The following is a 16303-nucleotide window of genomic DNA, read 5'->3' on the forward strand; positions in this document are numbered from 1 at the left end:
ATGAAAACCATCAAGGGGCCTGGCATTTTTCTGGCGCAATTTATCGGGGAGCATCCGCCATTTAACACCCTGGAAGGCGTGGCAAAATGGGCGGCGGAGCTTGGCTATAAGGCATTACAAATCCCGTGTAATCACAAGTCGCTGTTTGATGTCGAACAAGCTGCTGTAAGTCAGGCCTATTGTGATGATATTCGGGGGATGCTGGCCGGATATGGGTTAGTGATTAGCGAATTATCTACCCATCTTGAAGGTCAACTGGTTGCCGTCCATCCGGCTTACGATGACGCTTTTGACGGATTTGCTCCGCCGTCTGTACGCGCTAATCCGCAGGCCAGACAGGCGTGGGCCATCGAAACCTTACACCAGGCCGCTGCGGCTTCGCAAAGACTGGGGCTGACGGCACATGCCACGTTTTCAGGTTCGCTTGCCTGGCCTTTCTTTTATCCGTGGCCACCGCATAATCGTCAGCGCTTTGAAGAGGCTTTTCTGGAGCTGGCGCGCCGCTGGAGACCGATACTCGATCGCTTTGATCACCATGGGGTGGATGTTTGCTTTGAGATCCATCCCGGCGAAGATCTGCACGATGGCGTGACGTTCGAGCGTTTTCTTGCGCTGGTTGATAATCATCCTCGCTGCAACATTCTCTATGACCCAAGCCATCTGTTATTGCAGCAGATGGATTATCTTGGGTTTATCGATGTCTATCACTCGCGTATTAAAGCGTTCCACGTCAAGGACGCTGAGTACCATGCCAGTAGCCGCAGCGGTGTCTATGGCGGTTATCAGCCATGGCTCGATCGCGCCGGGCGCTTCCGTTCTTTGGGGGACGGGCAGGTCGATTTCAAAACGATCTTCAGCAAGCTCACACAATATGATTTCCCTGGCTGGGCGGTGCTGGAATGGGAGTGTTGCCTGAAAGACGCGCAAACCGGGGCGCGTGAGGGGAGTGATTTTATACGCCGCCATATTATTCCGGTTTCTGCACGTGCATTTGATGATTTCGCCGCTGGCGATGAGGTACGCAAATGATACAGGTTGGCATTATTGGCAGCGGATTTATTGGGCCTGCACATATTGAGGCGTTGCGTCGACTCGGCGGTGTGAACGTGGTGGCGCTCTGTGATAGCTCGCTGGCGGTTGCCCTGGAACGCGCAGATGCTCTTCATATTCCTCATGTGTACGGCAGCGTTGAAGCGCTGCTGGCGCATCCAGGACTACAGGTAGTGCATAACTGTACGCCGAATCATCTGCATGCCGACATCAATCGGCAGATTTTACGCGCGGGTCTGCACGTGTTTTCAGAAAAGCCGCTATGTATGACGCCGGATGAGGCTCGTGAACTGGAAACGCTGGCACAGCAGGCTGGAGTGGTGCACGGCGTGAGCTTTGTCTATCGCCAGTTTGCAATGGTGCAGCAGGCGGCCAGTATGGTCAGAAGCGGCAGCGTGGGTAGTCTGTTTGCCGTACAGGGGAGCTACCTGCAGGACTGGATGCTGCTGGAGACTGACTACAACTGGCGGGTCGATGCTGCACAGGGCGGCGATTCACGGGCGGTAGCGGATATCGGTTCGCACTGGTGCGATACGGTGCAATTCGTGACTGGAAAACGTATTGTCGAGGTGATGGCCGATTTAGCTATCGTCTGGCCGGTACGTAAAGCCAGCATTGCCAGTAACGCCACGTTTGGCCAGCAAACGGCTGATGTACAATTTGAGGATAAAGCGGTTACGACGGAAGATCGTGGGTCGGTGCTGGTACGTTTTGATGATGGCAGCAAAGGCTGCTTTAGCGTTTCGCAGGTGAGTGCCGGGCGCAAGAATCACCTGAGCTTTGAAATTAACGGTAGCCACTGTTCACTGCACTGGGATCAGGAAACGCCGCAACAGCTTTGGGTTGGGCATCGTCAGCAGGCGAACCAGATCCTGACGGACGACCCAGGATTGATGAATGCGGATGTTGCTGCCAGTGCGCACTTTCCGGGCGGGCATATTGAGGGCTGGCCGGATGCGTTCAAGAATATGATGCAGCAGTTTTATCAGGCGGTGTTGGCAGGCAAAATGCCCGCGACGGCGGAGCGTCGATTTGCGTCTTTTTCTGACGGTGCGGATGTGATGTATATTATTGATGCAATTATAAAAAGCCATCAGCAGCAGCGTTGGATATCAGTACAGCGCTAAACACGCATCCGGTTCGCCAGTCGGCGATTTTATGGTAGCCTCAACGCAAAGCGTAAACCGCAGGATGTGTCGTCGTTATGTCTATTCAAAAAATCGCCCAGCTTGCCGGTGTGTCGGTGGCGACGGTATCGCGTGTGCTGAATCACAGTGATACCGTCAAAGCCAAAAATCGTGAGCGCGTGCTACAGGCTATTAAAGAAAGCAATTATCAGCCCAACCTGCTGGCGCGTCAGTTGCGTACGGCACGTAGTTCGATGATTCTGGTGATGGTTTCCAACATCGCCAATCCTTTTTGTGCAGAGGTTGTTAAAGGCATTGAAGAGGAGGCGGAGAAGAATGGCTATCGCATTTTACTGTGTAATTCCGGCTCGGATACAGCCCGCTCAAAATCAGCGTTGAAGCTCCTGTCGGGGAAAATCGTCGATGGCATTATCACCATGGATGCATTCTCCAAATTACCGGAACTGACTACGCTGATTGGCGATGCGCCCTGGGTTCAGTGCGCGGAATATGCTGACAAAGGCGCGGTTTCCTGCGTGGGGATTAACGATGTTGACGCCGCACAGTCGGTAATATCTCACCTGGTGGATAAGGGCTACCGACGAATTGCCTTAATCAATCATGACCTGAGTTATAAATATGCTCGTTTGCGCGAACGCGGCTATAAAGCGGCGCTGCATGCGCTGTCGCTTGAATATCAGGCTGTGGAATATGCCAGTGAATTAAGTTCCAGTGCAGGAATTGCGGCGATGAAAACACTACTTGCCGCAGAGGTGAAACCCGACGCGGTGTTTGCCGTATCGGACACGCTAGCCGCTGGTGCGATGCGCGCTATTTTCGATGCCGGATTACAGATCCCGCAGGATATCGCCGTTGTTGGTTTCGACGGTACGGAACTGGCAGAAATGGTTTCTCCACAGCTTTCGACCATTGAGCAGCCCTCACGGGATATAGGCCGCAAAGCGGTAGGATTATTGCTGAATAAAATAGAAAATCCTGACGCGCAGACGGAAAGGGTGATGATGGACTGGCGCTATATTTCACGCGCCAGTACCTGAGCTTTATCGCTGAAACGCGCCAGACAGCGCACGAATATCGTTTCCGGTAGGCGACTGATGAATGCGCAAGCCAAACTCTTCGACTACGGCAAATATATGGTCGAAGATATCAGCCTGAATACTTTCATATTCCAGCCAGACCACCGTATTGGTAAAGGCATAAATTTCGATCGGTAAACCATGATCGTCCGGCGCAAGCTGGCGCACCATTAACGTCATATCTTTGCGAATACGCGGATGATGACGCAAATACTCGTTCAGATAAGCGCGGAAGGTGCCAATATTGGTCATCCGGCGGTGATTCAACACCGATTCAGGCGCATCTAACTGCTGATTCCACTCGTCAATTTCCTGGTGACGTGTTGTTAAATACGGTTTCAGCAGGTGGGCTTTATGCAGACGCTGGCGCTCATCCTCATCAAGAAAATGGATGCTGGTGGCATCGATGCTGATGCTGCGTTTTATTCTCCGCCCACCGGAAGCCGACATTCCACTCCAGTTTTTAAAAGAGTCTGAGACCAGTGACCAGGTTGGGATAGTGGTGATGGTGTTATCCCAGTTGCGCACTTTCACGGTGGTTAAGCCAATATCGATAACCGCGCCATCTGCACCATATTTCGGCATTTCCAGCCAGTCACCCAACTTCAACATATCGTTGGCTGAAAGTTGTATTCCGGCAACCAGTCCGAGGATTGGATCTTTAAACACCAGCATTAACACGGCGGCCATGGCGCCCAGACCGCTTATCAGTATTGCCGGTGACTGACCAATCAGCAGGGAAATCATCAATATTCCGACGAGAATTGCGCTGATGAGTTTGATGCCCTGGAATATGCCTTTTAGCGGTAATTGCGATGCGGCAGGGAGTTTTTGCGACAGATTGAGAATAACGTCCAGCAGGGAAAACAGGGACAGCAGGGCGTACATCATGATCCACAACTGTGCGCAGGTCACTAATATTTCTGCTGCTTCGCTGCCTTTCTGTAGCCAGAGTGCGGCCTGTATATTGACAATGATACCCTGTAGGGTGAATGCCAGCCGGTGAAATAACTTGTTCTGCGTGATGATTTGTAGCCACAGGCGGGAGCTGGCGCTGGCGCGCTTTTCAAATGCGCGTAATACCACCCAGTGCAAAATAACGTGAACAATAATGGCGGTGATAAAAATAATGCCAAAAATCATCACCAATGAGGTGGTGTGATTTATTTCAATGCCGAGTTCTTCTACCTGAGATATCAATTCCTGCATAACGTCTCCTTAATAAACAGCGGTCTATGATGACCGCTGTGCGGAGCTTATGCAAATGCGGAGGATTAGACTTCCGTCAGCGTCGTTTCCAACGGCAGACGAGATTTCGGCAGCGCGGCGTTGAAATCTTCTACGCTGTGATGACCCACAGGAACCACCACTACGCTGGTGAAACCTTTTTCTTTCAGGCCAAATTCTGCATCCATGACAGCTGAATCAAAGCCTTCGATCGGCACAGCATCCAGGCCCATCGCCGCAACGCCCAGCAGGAAGTTACCGACGTTCAGGTACACCTGTTTTGCCATCCAGTGGTTGTCATCTTTCAGTTCTTTGCGATGCATGTCGGCAAAGAAGGTGCGGCCTTTGTGGTTTGCGGCTTTCGCTTCAGGCGTGGCGAAACGACCATCGCTTTCTTCTTGATCCACCACGCGTTCCAGCCACGCATCGTCCATCGCCGTTTTGGCGCAGAACACCACGACGTGGGAAGCATCCAGCATTTTACGTTCGTTGAATACAAAGCCGCCGGCTGCGGATTTAGCCACACGCGCCTTACCTTCGTCAGTGCTGGCGACAATAAAGTGCCATGGCTGAGAGTTGGTGCTGGACGGGCTAAACTGCAGCAGCGTTTTTAATTTTTCGGCCTGCTCAGCGGTCAGTTTTTTATTCGGATCGAATGCCTTAGTGGAGTAACGTTTTAAGGCGACAGAAACAATATCCATAACTACTCCTGGTGATTTTCCATACCCTGCGGGTGCGTTTTGTTTCAGCAGGGTACAGGGTTAGCAGGAAAAAGATAAGACAGGAAAATGCAAAAACACTTATCGGGGTTAGCGATAAATCAACCTGGACGCAGGCGTTTTTGATCCCGTTTCGGCAAGCCGTCGACGACGCGGTGCCAGGAATCATTCACCAGCTCTGCCAGTAATGACTCGGTAATATCGTCACCAGGATAGACCGAGATCCAGTGCTTTTTATTCATGTGATAGCCGGGCTTAATGCTGGGGTAGATCTGCTGGTTTAACAGTGATTTTTGCGGATCGGATTTCAGGTTAATAAGCGGCCGTCCGCGAAGCTCCGTGACCAGCATAAAAATTTTACCGCCAACCTTGAAGACATCGTATTCCGGGCCGAAAGGCCAGCAGTGTTCGGTAAAAGGTAGTTCGAGCGCAAGGCGTTTCGCACAGGCAGGAAGGGTCTGGCCGTCCATTATTGTTCCTCGCGGGTCAGGGCGCGCCACATGGCTTCAAACCCCATCGAAATATATTCATTTGCGCGGGCAGCGTCGCGGGCGGCGAACTCCATGGTGGTTTCTGCCAGAGAAAGGAATAGCCCGTCGCCAAAGGCGCGATATTCGTCAGACATAAACTCGGGTCGTACGGAACGATGACAAAGATCGCGCAGTTCCGGGAACATATCGTCAGCCTGTTGTTCGGTTTCCTTGCTTATTTTCTCGCTGACGGCCAACTGACGAATCGTGCGATGCCCGCAGGTGTGGTTCAGGCCCCAGCTAATGTAGCTGTTCCAGATGTAGTGAGTCATGGTTTTGGCATCGGTCACTGAACGATCCAGGTTTGCCATCATCGACTGACAAAGGTCTTGCTTCAAAAAGAGGTAAAGCTCGTTGATCAAATCATCTTTGGTCGCGAAATAGCGAAACAACGTTCCCTCCGCAACCCCTGCATTACGGGCTATCACGGCGGTCGAAGCCGCAACACCTGATTGTGCAAATGCTGTGGTTGCAGCTTCCAGTAATGCCAGTTTTTTGTCTTCACTCTTCGGACGAGCCACTACACTTTACCCTTAAGTCTGTAAAAAACATGATTGAATCACGGCGTTTGCTGCGCCGCAACGGCGAATGTCAAAGATTGAAAATCATCTTGACGGAGAACTTTCGATTTCTATAATGAGTGCTTACTCACTCATAATCAAGAGTCAGTCGCGCAAACCAGCGGAAAGGGGGCGCGTTTAAGGTCAGGATATGAAGCGTCTCACAGTTTGTGTGGTTGTTATTATGCTTATTGCTGCAGCTGCAAGTTTACCGTTTGTACTCAATGCCGGGTTTGGTCAGGCGCCGCAAGGGGCACAACTGAGTCAGGTTGAACAGTCACCGCACTATCGTGATGGACAGTTTCATAACCAGGTGCCGACACCGGGCTATACCGGCAACAAAGGCATGCTGGCGGCCTGGTGGGAGTTTCTGGTCGCTAAGCGTGAAAATGCACGACCAGCACAACCGTTACCTATGGTCGCGACCGATCTCGCCGGGCTTTCGCCGCAGCAGGATACCCTGGTCTGGCTGGGCCATTCTTCGTGGTATTTACAGCTGGCGGGTCAACGTATCCTGATTGATCCGGTTTTCAGCAATTATGCCGCACCGTTCTCGTTCCTGAACAAGGCCTTTGCCGGTGATTATCCGTGGACCGCACAGACGATGCCGGAGATAGACCTGCTCATCATCTCGCACGATCACTATGACCATCTGGATCTCGCCACTATCAAGGCGCTAATGCCGAAAATTAAGCGGGTGATTACGCCGCTTGGCGTCGGGTCGCATCTGCGTTACTGGGGGATGCGCAGCGAGATAATCGAAGAACGGGACTGGAATCAGTCCGTCAGAGTGACGGATTCGCTGATCGTTCATGTGCTGCCCGCCCGTCATTTCTCGGGGCGCGGTATCAAACGCAACCAAACGCTATGGGCGAGCTTCATGTTCGAAACGCCGGAGCAGAACGTTTATTACAGCGGCGATTCCGGCTATGGACCGCATTTTAAAGCCATCGGCGAGCAGTTTGGCTCTGTCGATTTGGCGATTATGGAGAACGGTCAGTATGACCAGGACTGGAAGTTTATTCACATGATGCCGGAAGAAACGGCGCAGGCTGCGGCAGATCTGCATGCGAAAGCCGTGTTGCCAGGGCATGCCGGCCGTTTCGTTCTGGCGAAACATACCTGGGATGATCCTTACAAACGACTGGCGCTTGCCAGTCGTCATCAGGATTACCGACTGCTGACGCCAATGCTGGGTGAACCGGTAATACTGTCCGAACCGGACCAACCGTTTACGGCCTGGTGGCAACAGGTGACTCAATGAATACAGGGGAGAGCATGATGACGATTTCTGCTCAGGTAATTGATACGATTGTTGAATGGATTGATGATAATTTGAATCAGCCATTGCGCATTGATGATATTGCACGCCATGCGGGATATTCCAAATGGCACCTGCAGCGTCTTTTTATGCAGTACAAAGGCGAAAGTCTCGGGCGTTACATCCGCGAACGTAAGCTGCTGCTGGCGGCGCGCGATCTACGCGATACCGACCAGAAAGTGTACGACATATGTTTAAAATACGGATTCGATTCGCAGCAGACCTTTACGCGTATTTTCACCCGTACGTTCAGCCAGCCGCCGGGAGCTTATCGCAAAGAAAATCATAGCCGAACGCATTAACAGCAGAGGGTTCTCGCGGGCCTAATCCGCCAGCGAGAACCAGCGCCGCCAGATGAAGCGCAGCACCAAATATTCAATCACGCCCAGCAGTAAAAACCACAGGCAAAACAGCAAAGTATAAAACTGATTGAGATCCATCAGATGAAAAATGGCGACGAGTTTTTGCGCCAGCACCAGGCCAAGTGAGGGGGCGGGTAGCAGCAGGCAAGACAAAAAAGCCAGTAGCAGGATCCCTGCGACAGTCATCAGTGATTCAAGCGGGTGTTTCATGACATTGTTAAACTTGAGTTAAAAAGCTATTGTCCGGGATCTCAGCGGGCAACGCAAATACCCACGCTTACAACCCCGCCCAAATCTCACAATGTTTTTTCACCAGTCCACTCAGTGACCCGCCTTCGGCGACAAAGTCACGCATGTTTTGTGCTTCATCATGACCATTTTTAACCTGCAGATGTATAGCTTCAATCGCGCTGGTTGCCCCTACTTTATCTGCAGAGGTAGCGATATTCTCCAGGAGTCGCAATGTGTCTTCTGACAGGCGGCAACCGTCGCCGGTATTGACGTCGGTGACGATTCCCGCCATACCAAAGCGACAGGCCTGAAAACGATTGAATTTATACAACAGGTAATCACGCTCCTGGTGCTTGAATGGACGTTTGGTGAGTAACCAGTGGGCGGTAGCCTGAATAAGTCCTGCCATATTGACCGCATGATCAAGGGTCAGCGGCGTATCCATTACCCGAACCTCTACCGTGCCAAAGTGCGGGCTGGGGCGGATATCCCAGTGTAAATCTTTAATGCTATCAATCATGCTGGTGTAAGCCAGTCGACGGAATAGCCCCTCGAATTCCTGCCAGTTATTCACCCATGGCATCGGACCATTATCGGGAAATCCGGAGAAAATATTCAGGCGCGCGCAGGCAAACCGCGTGTCGGACGTCTGCATATAAGGTGAGGTGGCCGAGAGCGCAATAAAATGGGGAACAAATCGCGACAGGCCGTGTAGCAGGTAAATGGCATCATCGCCGTTTGCGCAGCCGATATGCACATGCTGGCCAAACACCGTCGCCTGCTGGATAAGATAGCCAAAATTTTCCAGGTTGCGCCGATAGCGTTCGTCATCGCAGACTTCCTGACGTTGCCATTTTTGAAATGGATGTGTGCCACCGCCACAAATGGCGAGGTGATGCTCTGCAGCAACTCGCATAATTATCTGCTGCATAGCGGACAATTCAGCATCAGCCTGGTCGATATTGCGGCAAACTCCGGTCGCCATCTCCAGCATACTTTCGGTGATATCGTGCTTCACTTCTCCGGCGGTGAGCTGCGGTTTTACGGCGTCAATCAGCCGGGAAGAATCCTGACTCAGGTCGTAACCTGGCGGATTGACCACCTGCATTTCCAGTTCAATGCCTAACGTAAAAGGGTCGGAAACATGAAAATCAGGTAGTGGCATAAGGCTCTCTTCCGCGTTGATTTTTAATCAGTATAGAAGGACTGCTGATTTTCTGTTCGTCGTCAAAATCACCCTTGCGACGCTTTGAAGGTGTAATGGCCAGTGTTATAACTATTTTTTACTTCGCTACTGGGGTTGAATCGTGCCGGAAATAAATCTTTATGGGCAGACCGTCGGCGATGTCGTGCCGGACTGGAATGGCGCTGCCGTACTGCCACGGGAAACGCTGATAGGGCAATATTGTCGACTGGTTCCCCTGGATGCCGACAGCCATGCCGCCGATCTGTTTGATGCCTATGCGCAGGCGCCGGACGATCGCGACTGGACCTGGCTTGCAAGCTCTCGCCCCACAAGCGTCGAGGCCGCAGTTTGCTGGGTGCAGGGGAAAGTTACTGATGCATCTCTGGTTCCCTATGCCGTCATTGAACAGCGTTCAGGACGAGCTGTCGGACTGGTGTGCTTTATGGCGATTGAACGAGAGCACGGTTCGGTCGAAATTGGTCATGTGACCTGGTCACCGCGTATGAAAAATACGGTTCTCGGCACCGAAAGCATCTGGCTGCTGTTACGCCAGGCATTTGCGTTGGGCTATCGTCGCGTGGAGTGGAAATGCGATTCTCTGAACACCGCTTCTCGACGGGCAGCGGAACGCCTTGGGTTTATCTTCGAAGGTCGCTTTCGCCAGAAGATTGTGCGCAAGGGGCGTAATCGCGACAGCGACTGGTTATCAATGATTGATAGCGAATGGCCCCAGTGTGACGCCGTGTTACAGCGCTGGTTGGCCACGGAGAACTTTGATGAAAACGGTCGGCAACGCCAGTCAATGGCAGAGTGCTTTTCCTGTGAGACAGCCAACGTTGAGACTGTGCAGACGCAACAGCAAGATTATCAACAGCGCTGGCAACAGGAACATGGCTCGCTGACGCAAACACCGCCTGCGCTTCTGGCTGATTTACTCGCAGCACAACCTCGCAATCCCAACCTTTGCTACGACACGCTCTGCTCAAGAGCAGGGTTAGCAGCACTGACAAAAGCAAATGTGTCCACCTCAGAACCGATGGCGGCGATTATCAATACGGAAGTGGATACCGGAGAGCGTCGCATCCCGGTACGGATTTATCGACCGGCACTGACCGGAGAGCCGAAGGTGGTGGTGTTTATCCATGGCGGTGGGCATCTGAGCGGTTCGGTGGAAGTGTATGACCCGGTTGCCCGTCATCTGGCGATGGCGACAGGAAATATCGTTGTGTCGGTTGATTATCGACTTGCGCCAGAAAACCCGTATCCGGCTGGTCTTTCCGATGCTAAAGCCGTAATAGAAAACGTCTGGTCGCTGCTCGAAAGTCAGCATTTTCCTTACACTCGCCAACTCACGCTTATCGGCGACAGCGGTGGCGGCGCATTTAGCGCGACGCTGGCGGCCTACTTTTCCCGCGAGCAGCCAGGATTTATTCATCGCCTGGTGCTGATTTATCCGAGCCTGGACTACACGCTGAACTGGCCATCGGTGCAGGAGAACGGTACCGGAAAGCTACTGGATGAAAGCAAAATACGCTGGTATTTTCAGCAATATTTCCGCAATGAAGAAGATCGTAAACAGACGTCTCCGCTTTACCTGCCGTTGAGCCAGGATTTTCCACCCACTCTGGTGTTCAGTGGCGGGCTGGATCCTTTACGGGATGAGAATTTTGCTTTTGTCGCCAGACTGCAAGCTGCGGGGATACCCGTACAGCATGTTCACTTTCCTGGGATGACGCATGCTTATCTGATGCTGGAGGACAAAGTCCTGCAGGAAGCAAAAGCCACCTATCTGGCGATTGGTGACTTTGTTCGCGATTAGCGCCCGCACTCAGTCGTGGCTGCGGGCGGATTTATCATGATTGCTGACTCGCTAAGGTGTTTGCCAGCGCGTACGCTCAACGGCGCTTTGCCACTCGTGCCAGCGTTTTTGCAATCGACCGTGACGCTCTGCGTTTGGCTGAAATGATATGTGGTCGGGCAAAAAATGGCGTAGCTGAGCGGTTTCTGTACCGAGCAGCGCCTTGCGTGCCAGCAGCCCGGCGCCAATGGCTGAAAGCTCGGGAATGTCGCTGCGCATTACCGGGCAACCCAGCAGATCGGACTGGTACTGCATCAGCCAATCATTTTTTGTTGGCCCGCCATCAACCATCAGCGCGCTGAGGCTGAAACCGCTGTGCTGGTGCATCGCTTGCACCACATCGGCAATTTGATAGGTAATAGACTCCAGCGCGGCGCGCACCAGATGCGCGCGTTTCACGCCGCGGCTGAGGCCATGAATTAACCCCCGGGCGCTTTCATCCCACCAGGGTGCGCCCAGCCCGGTAAGTGCCGGAACAAAATAGACGCCCAGCGTCGAGTCGACCGTGGCGGGCAGAGTATTGAGTGCATGTAACAGTTGCTCCTCCGGCAGTTCGCTTAAGCCGGTACTGTCGGCCATCCAGGCCACAGCATCGCCGGTATGGGGAATATTGCCTTCCAGACCATAGACCCGGGTATCGCCATCATGCCAGGCAATAGTTGTTGCCAGCGCATTCACCGCAGACTGCGTTGAAGATACCGGAGCCATCACCGATGAGCCGGTGCCATAGGTCGCTTTAACACAACCTTCAGCACCTAGCCCGTGGGCAAAGAGCGCGGCATGAGAATCGCCAATCATCGCCAGAATGGGGATCCCATCGGGGATGGTCGCCAGACCTTTCGTCACGCCAAAATGATGACTGGAAGGGCAAACTTCTGGCAGCGCCTGTTGCGGGATACCAAACAGCGCCAGCATCTCGCTATCCCATTGGCCGCTATGTAGATTGAGTAACTGCGTGCGCGAAGCGTTGGAGGCGTCACAACGAAACGCCGCACCGCCGGTAAGATTCCACAGTAACCAGCTATCGATAGTGCCGAGGCAAATTTCGCCTTGCTGCGCGAGCGCCATGCCGTTGGGGACGGACTCCAGAAGCCAGCGCATTTTAGAGGCAGAAAAGAGCGGGGCGACGGGCAATCCGGTGGTGGATTTTATTTTCGCCTCATGACCTTGCTCGCGCAAAGCCCGGCAAAAGTCAGCCGTGCGCGAGCATTGCCAGGTAATGGCGGGGCCGAGCGGACGCCCGCTTGCGCGATACCAGCCGATTGCCGTTTCTCGCTGATTACTGATCGCCAGCGCCGCCACCCGCTGCGTACCTACGGCGGCAACTGCTTGCGCCATTACAGCCAGAGAGGCCTCCAGCAGCGCGTCGCCGGACTGTTCAACCCAGCCTTCGCGAGGCGTGTGGATCGCCAGCGCGCGGGAGAACTTCGCGACCACATTTCCCTGACCGTCCAGCGCAACGGCTTTGGCATTGGTGGTGCCTTCATCAAGCGCAATAATAATGTCTTTCGTTGCTGACATCGTTTTCTCCAGCCTCTCTGTTTCCCTGAGTATTAGCGATGGAACAACGTATCCACCCCGAGATAGCGGGTGAAGGCTTCATGCAGCACCTCGGCGCTGGCGGAATGGTTCATTGCCACGTGATGTTCAAAACCGTTACGACAGATCCACGCCAGTAAATTCTCCAGATGCGGCACCTGGATTACTGCACGACAGCCAACCGTATCCAGCGGATCGTCTACCGATTGGCCTTCTCCGACATACGCTTTGATTTCACCGGTTAAATCGTCGGTGCTCAGGCGGAAATAGGTCAGTGTGCCGCTTTTCATGCGTCCATGTACTGCACCGCAGGTGTTCTCTTTCCCAACGGTGGTACCGATGATGTCCGCTGTGCCCATTTTGGGGCTCTCCAAACTGGCTGATGCAAAGTTTCCGCAGTGAAAAAGCACACATTTATCACGATCGTCGCCGAAATTGTTATTCCAGTCGGCAATGGAAGCCGGGCTTAAATTACTGCTGGCGAGGGCGTACATTGACAGCGCGCCCATCACATCGACTTCGCATGCGCTGGGCATTAACTGCCCGGACATCACGCTCATGATTGAGCATACGTTGATGCCTAAATTTTCCTGCAGCGAAGTCCAGCACTGGATCGCAGTGGTATCTATATCGTTAGCGATGACCCATTCGCTGATGACGACAAACAGTTTTGCCATTGTGACGAGTTTGTCGGCGGGAATGGCGCTGGCATCGGCGTTATCCAGCAGCAGACGACGTTTTTCATCCACGCGGATATCGTCATCGCGCAGACATTTGATGCGGGTAAAGACTTCAGACAGATCCAGCGTTTCAACGGCGATACCCAGTCTTTCGAGTAATTTTTCGCTGTAGCGAACGGTATTGAATCCAGCCGGGCGAGCACCGATAGCGCCGACGCGTACGCCACGCATACTGCTGACAACACGGCAAATCTGTTCGAAACGTTTCAGATCTTGAGCAAAAACCTCACCGGCCAGATCGCAGACATGCTGGGTGGTGAGCGTAAATGGAATGCCGTACTGACGCAGGTTATTGCACAGGGAGATTTTTCCACAGAAGCTGTCACGGCGGGTGGCAAGCCCCATTTTATCAAGGTTATCTTCCTGCGCCTGAACCAGTACCGGGACATTCAGGCCAGACAGGCGCAGCGTTTCCGCTATTGCTTTTTCATCGCCAAAGTTCGGCAACAGCACGACCACGCCGTGAATGTCGTCGCGGTGAGCGCGGAAAAGTTCGGCGCACACTTTCGCATCCTGGCGGGTTTCTACCCCACCGAGTTCCGTTTGCGTATCGTCGAGCATAATGGTTTTAATGCCCAGTCGCGCAAAGAGTACGCTGGCTTGTTCGCGGGCTTCAGCAACCAGATAGCTTGGGAAAAATCCCCGATTGCCAATAATCACCGCCATGGTCAACTGTTGAGGAATTCGTGACATCGCTTTCTCCAGTAAGTGTTCTGTTGTTATTGTTTTATCGTGTGTTGCTGCAACAGCGCGGCGGCGTTTTTCACGACGCCAGCGGCGTCAATTTCGTGGCGGGCACGCGTTGCCGCGCGATCGGCCGCGATAGCATATTGACCATCGCCAATGCCGAGTCGGCGCAGCGGAATGGCACAGCCAGCTTCTGCCAGTACCTCGGCCACCAGGCTTCCCACGCCGCCATTAATGTTATGCTCTTCCACACTGACCACGGCCTTGCAGTGGGCTAATGCCGCCAACAGTTGTTGGGTATTGCAGGGACGAATTGACGGTACACTGATTACGCTTGCATCAATACCCGCCTGTTTCAGCACTGTGGCAGCCTCGACAATTTCATGGACGGTTGAGCCCATCGCGACCAGAGCGACATCTTTTCCTTTCCGCAGAATATCGATATTACCCGGAGTGAACTGGTAATTTTCGTCGTGTAGTTCCGGTAAGGCTTTTCCGTCGAGGCGAACATAAACCGGGCCGACGTGGCTTAAGGCATAGTCGATAATCTGCCGGCATTCCACTGGGCAGGACGGGGCGTAAATTTCAATATTGCCAAAACCGCGCAGAACGGAAATGTCATCAATACTGTGATGTGTGCTGGCGAGGGGGCCGTAGCTGGCGCCCGCGTTCAGGCCGATCAGCTTCACGTTGGTGTTGTTGTAGCAAATGTCGACTTTGATTTGCTCATTGGCCCGCGAAATAAGGAACGGAGCGGCATTACATGTGACAGCGATTTTGCCCCCCAGCGCCAGGCCGGCGGCGGCGCCAACCAGCGTCTGTTCGGCGATACCCACGTTGACCAGACGACCGGGAAATTCCTTCATAAACGGGGCGATTTTCGCCGTAGACGTTGAGTCAGCAACGACGGGTACAACGTCCATTCCGCGCTCGACCGCGGCAATTAAGGTATTCACCATCACGGTGGCGAGGTGTTCACTATTACGCATCTTTCAGTTCCTCCAGCGCCAGTTCAACTTCTTCCCCTTTTGGCACGCGGTGGTGCCATTCCGGGCGGCCTTGAATAAAGGAGATCCCGGCCCCTTTGGTGGTGTGGGCAATGACGACGTGCGGTTTACCTTCCGGGGTTAACCCTTCCAGCGTGCGCACCACATCACTCATATCATTACCGCGGCACTCTGTGACCTGCATACCGAAGGCGCGCCATTTCTCATCCAGTGGATCGGTGTTCATGATCTCTTTGGTTGCGCCGGCAAGTTGGAGGTTATTTTTGTCGTTGATGATAATCAGGTTATCCAGCTTGTAGTGGGCGGCGACCAGTGCGGCTTCCCAGTTGCTTCCTTCTGCCAGTTCACCATCACCGGTAACGACAAACACCCGGCGCTTGCTGTTGTTACGTTTAGCTGCCAGCGCAATGCCCACGGCGACCGGCAGACCGTGACCGAGCGCTCCGGTATTCAGTTCGATCCCTGGCGTTTTGTGTTTCACCGGATGGCCCGGCAGGTGTGAATCGGCGTGCTGATAGGTCGCCAGCCAGTCCACGGGAATAAAACCAGCCTCAGCCAGCACGCAGTAGTAACCGCCCACTGCATGACCTTTCGACTGGATGTAGATGTCGCGCTCATCGCTTGCTATAAGCTCTGGTGAGCAATTCAGGATGCGAAAATAGAGTGCTGTCAGCAGTTCGACCTGCGACAGGTCAGCGCCGGTATGTCCCCCCGCCGGGCTTTCTGCATTCAACACGATAATGCGACGACGTACCGCACGTGCTTTCTTGACTAGCTCTGGTATTGAGAGCGAAAACGGATTCATAAGACACCTCTTGAATGTTTAATCCTTAGTGAATAAATATTCCATGTGGGTGCAGTAGTGCAACTGTCTCGCTATCCACTGCGTAATATGCAGCTAAAACAGTTGGTCGTTATCGGTTAGAATAAATATTCACTACTGATTTATTATTCATGATTAAAGATATGCCTTGTCTGAGGGTTTGTCTACGCCTTATAGCAGCAAATTTTGGCGAAAAGAGAAAAGGATCACACTAACGCGATAACCGGAAAGGCGCAGAC

15 protein-coding genes and 2 pseudogenes are annotated in these 16303 nt (G+C 53.1%); 7 read left to right on the plus strand and 10 right to left on the minus strand.

The genetic code is table 11. From position 1 onward, the window contains the following. From FDW94_RS03370 to FDW94_RS03380, 3 genes are all read left to right on the plus strand, one after another. Positions 1-1029, plus strand: a complete 1029-nt coding sequence (locus FDW94_RS03370) for a sugar phosphate isomerase/epimerase family protein (RefSeq protein WP_137377134.1) — start codon at positions 1-3, stop codon at positions 1027-1029. Beyond that, positions 1026-2177, plus strand: a complete 1152-nt coding sequence (locus FDW94_RS03375; protein ID WP_137377135.1) for a Gfo/Idh/MocA family oxidoreductase — start codon at positions 1026-1028, stop codon at positions 2175-2177. Before FDW94_RS03370 ends, FDW94_RS03375 begins: the two co-directional genes overlap by 4 nt. A gap of 77 nt (positions 2178-2254) precedes the next feature. Continuing rightward, complete coding sequence (locus FDW94_RS03380) at positions 2255-3235, plus strand: LacI family DNA-binding transcriptional regulator (RefSeq protein ID WP_003831159.1); 981 nt, start codon at positions 2255-2257, stop codon at positions 3233-3235. Positions 3236-3238: 3 nt separating this feature from the next. Here FDW94_RS03380 and FDW94_RS03385 read toward each other — a convergent pair whose 3' ends face one another. The 4 genes from FDW94_RS03385 to FDW94_RS03400 all read right to left on the minus strand — a co-directional run bounded on the left by FDW94_RS03385 (position 3239) and on the right by FDW94_RS03400 (position 6271). Then, the gene (locus FDW94_RS03385) at positions 3239-4483 is read right to left on the minus strand and encodes a mechanosensitive ion channel family protein (protein WP_048235920.1); all 1245 of its coding nucleotides are present in this window, start codon (positions 4481-4483) and stop codon (positions 3239-3241) included. A 65-nt stretch (positions 4484-4548) separates the two neighbouring features. After that, a complete protein-coding gene (nfsB, locus tag FDW94_RS03390) occupies positions 4549-5202 on the minus strand; it encodes an oxygen-insensitive NAD(P)H nitroreductase (RefSeq protein WP_003831162.1) in 654 nt (217 codons plus the stop codon). A 119-nt stretch (positions 5203-5321) separates the two neighbouring features. Then, positions 5322-5690 (minus strand): MmcQ/YjbR family DNA-binding protein, encoded by a 369-nt coding sequence (locus FDW94_RS03395; RefSeq protein WP_008784040.1) that lies wholly within the window; start codon positions 5688-5690, stop codon positions 5322-5324. Continuing rightward, positions 5690-6271: a TetR/AcrR family transcriptional regulator gene (locus FDW94_RS03400; RefSeq protein ID WP_071445801.1), complete on the minus strand. Its 582-nt coding sequence runs from the start codon at positions 6269-6271 to the stop codon at positions 5690-5692. The genes FDW94_RS03395 and FDW94_RS03400 overlap by 1 nt, the downstream gene beginning before the upstream one ends. Positions 6272-6461: 190 nt before the next feature. Between FDW94_RS03400 and FDW94_RS03405 the strand changes: the two genes are divergently transcribed. Both FDW94_RS03405 and FDW94_RS03410 read left to right on the plus strand, forming a co-directional pair. Then, the gene (locus FDW94_RS03405) at positions 6462-7574 is read left to right on the plus strand and encodes an MBL fold metallo-hydrolase (RefSeq protein WP_008784042.1); all 1113 of its coding nucleotides are present in this window, start codon (positions 6462-6464) and stop codon (positions 7572-7574) included. Positions 7575-7591: 17 nt separating this feature from the next. Continuing rightward, on the plus strand, positions 7592-7933 hold the full coding sequence (locus FDW94_RS03410) for a RamA family antibiotic efflux transcriptional regulator (RefSeq protein WP_003021996.1): 342 nt from the start codon (positions 7592-7594) through the stop codon (positions 7931-7933). A gap of 21 nt (positions 7934-7954) precedes the next feature. Here the strand turns inward: FDW94_RS03410 and FDW94_RS03415 are convergent, their stop codons facing one another. Beyond that, positions 7955-8203, minus strand: a complete 249-nt coding sequence (locus FDW94_RS03415) for a DUF1158 domain-containing protein (RefSeq protein ID WP_008784044.1) — start codon at positions 8201-8203, stop codon at positions 7955-7957. Between the two features lie 67 nt (positions 8204-8270). Continuing rightward, entirely contained in the window at positions 8271-9389 is a 1119-nt protein-coding gene (locus tag FDW94_RS03420) for a YbdK family carboxylate-amine ligase (protein WP_057066480.1), read from the minus strand. A gap of 142 nt (positions 9390-9531) precedes the next feature. Between FDW94_RS03420 and FDW94_RS23815 the strand changes: the two are divergent. Then, positions 9532-10236: pseudogene (locus FDW94_RS23815) on the plus strand (GNAT family protein); the annotation flags it as partial. Positions 10237-10515: 279 nt separating this feature from the next. Continuing rightward, positions 10516-11229, plus strand: a pseudogene (locus tag FDW94_RS23820) (alpha/beta hydrolase); the annotation flags it as partial. A 51-nt stretch (positions 11230-11280) separates the two neighbouring features. Here the strand turns inward: FDW94_RS23820 and FDW94_RS03430 are convergent. From FDW94_RS03430 to FDW94_RS03445, 4 genes are read right to left on the minus strand one after another with little or no spacing between them, the layout of a single operon-like run. Next, entirely contained in the window at positions 11281-12789 is a 1509-nt protein-coding gene (locus FDW94_RS03430) for an FGGY-family carbohydrate kinase (protein WP_137377136.1), read from the minus strand. Positions 12790-12821: 32 nt separating this feature from the next. Then, positions 12822-14240 carry an L-fucose/L-arabinose isomerase family protein gene (locus tag FDW94_RS03435; protein ID WP_032942637.1) on the minus strand — a complete coding sequence of 473 codons (1419 nt, stop codon included), beginning with the start codon at positions 14238-14240 and terminating at the stop codon, positions 12822-12824. Between the two features lie 26 nt (positions 14241-14266). Beyond that, on the minus strand, positions 14267-15223 hold the full coding sequence (locus FDW94_RS03440; protein WP_079934805.1) for a transketolase C-terminal domain-containing protein: 957 nt from the start codon (positions 15221-15223) through the stop codon (positions 14267-14269). Beyond that, positions 15216-16046: a transketolase gene (locus tag FDW94_RS03445; RefSeq protein ID WP_032942640.1), complete on the minus strand. Its 831-nt coding sequence runs from the start codon at positions 16044-16046 to the stop codon at positions 15216-15218. Before FDW94_RS03445 ends, FDW94_RS03440 begins: the two co-directional genes overlap by 8 nt. Positions 16047-16303 lie beyond the last annotated feature (257 nt).

Origin of the sequence: Citrobacter sp. wls757 (assembly GCF_005280935.1) — a bacterium.
Lineage (GTDB): Bacteria > Pseudomonadota > Gammaproteobacteria > Enterobacterales > Enterobacteriaceae > Citrobacter > Citrobacter portucalensis.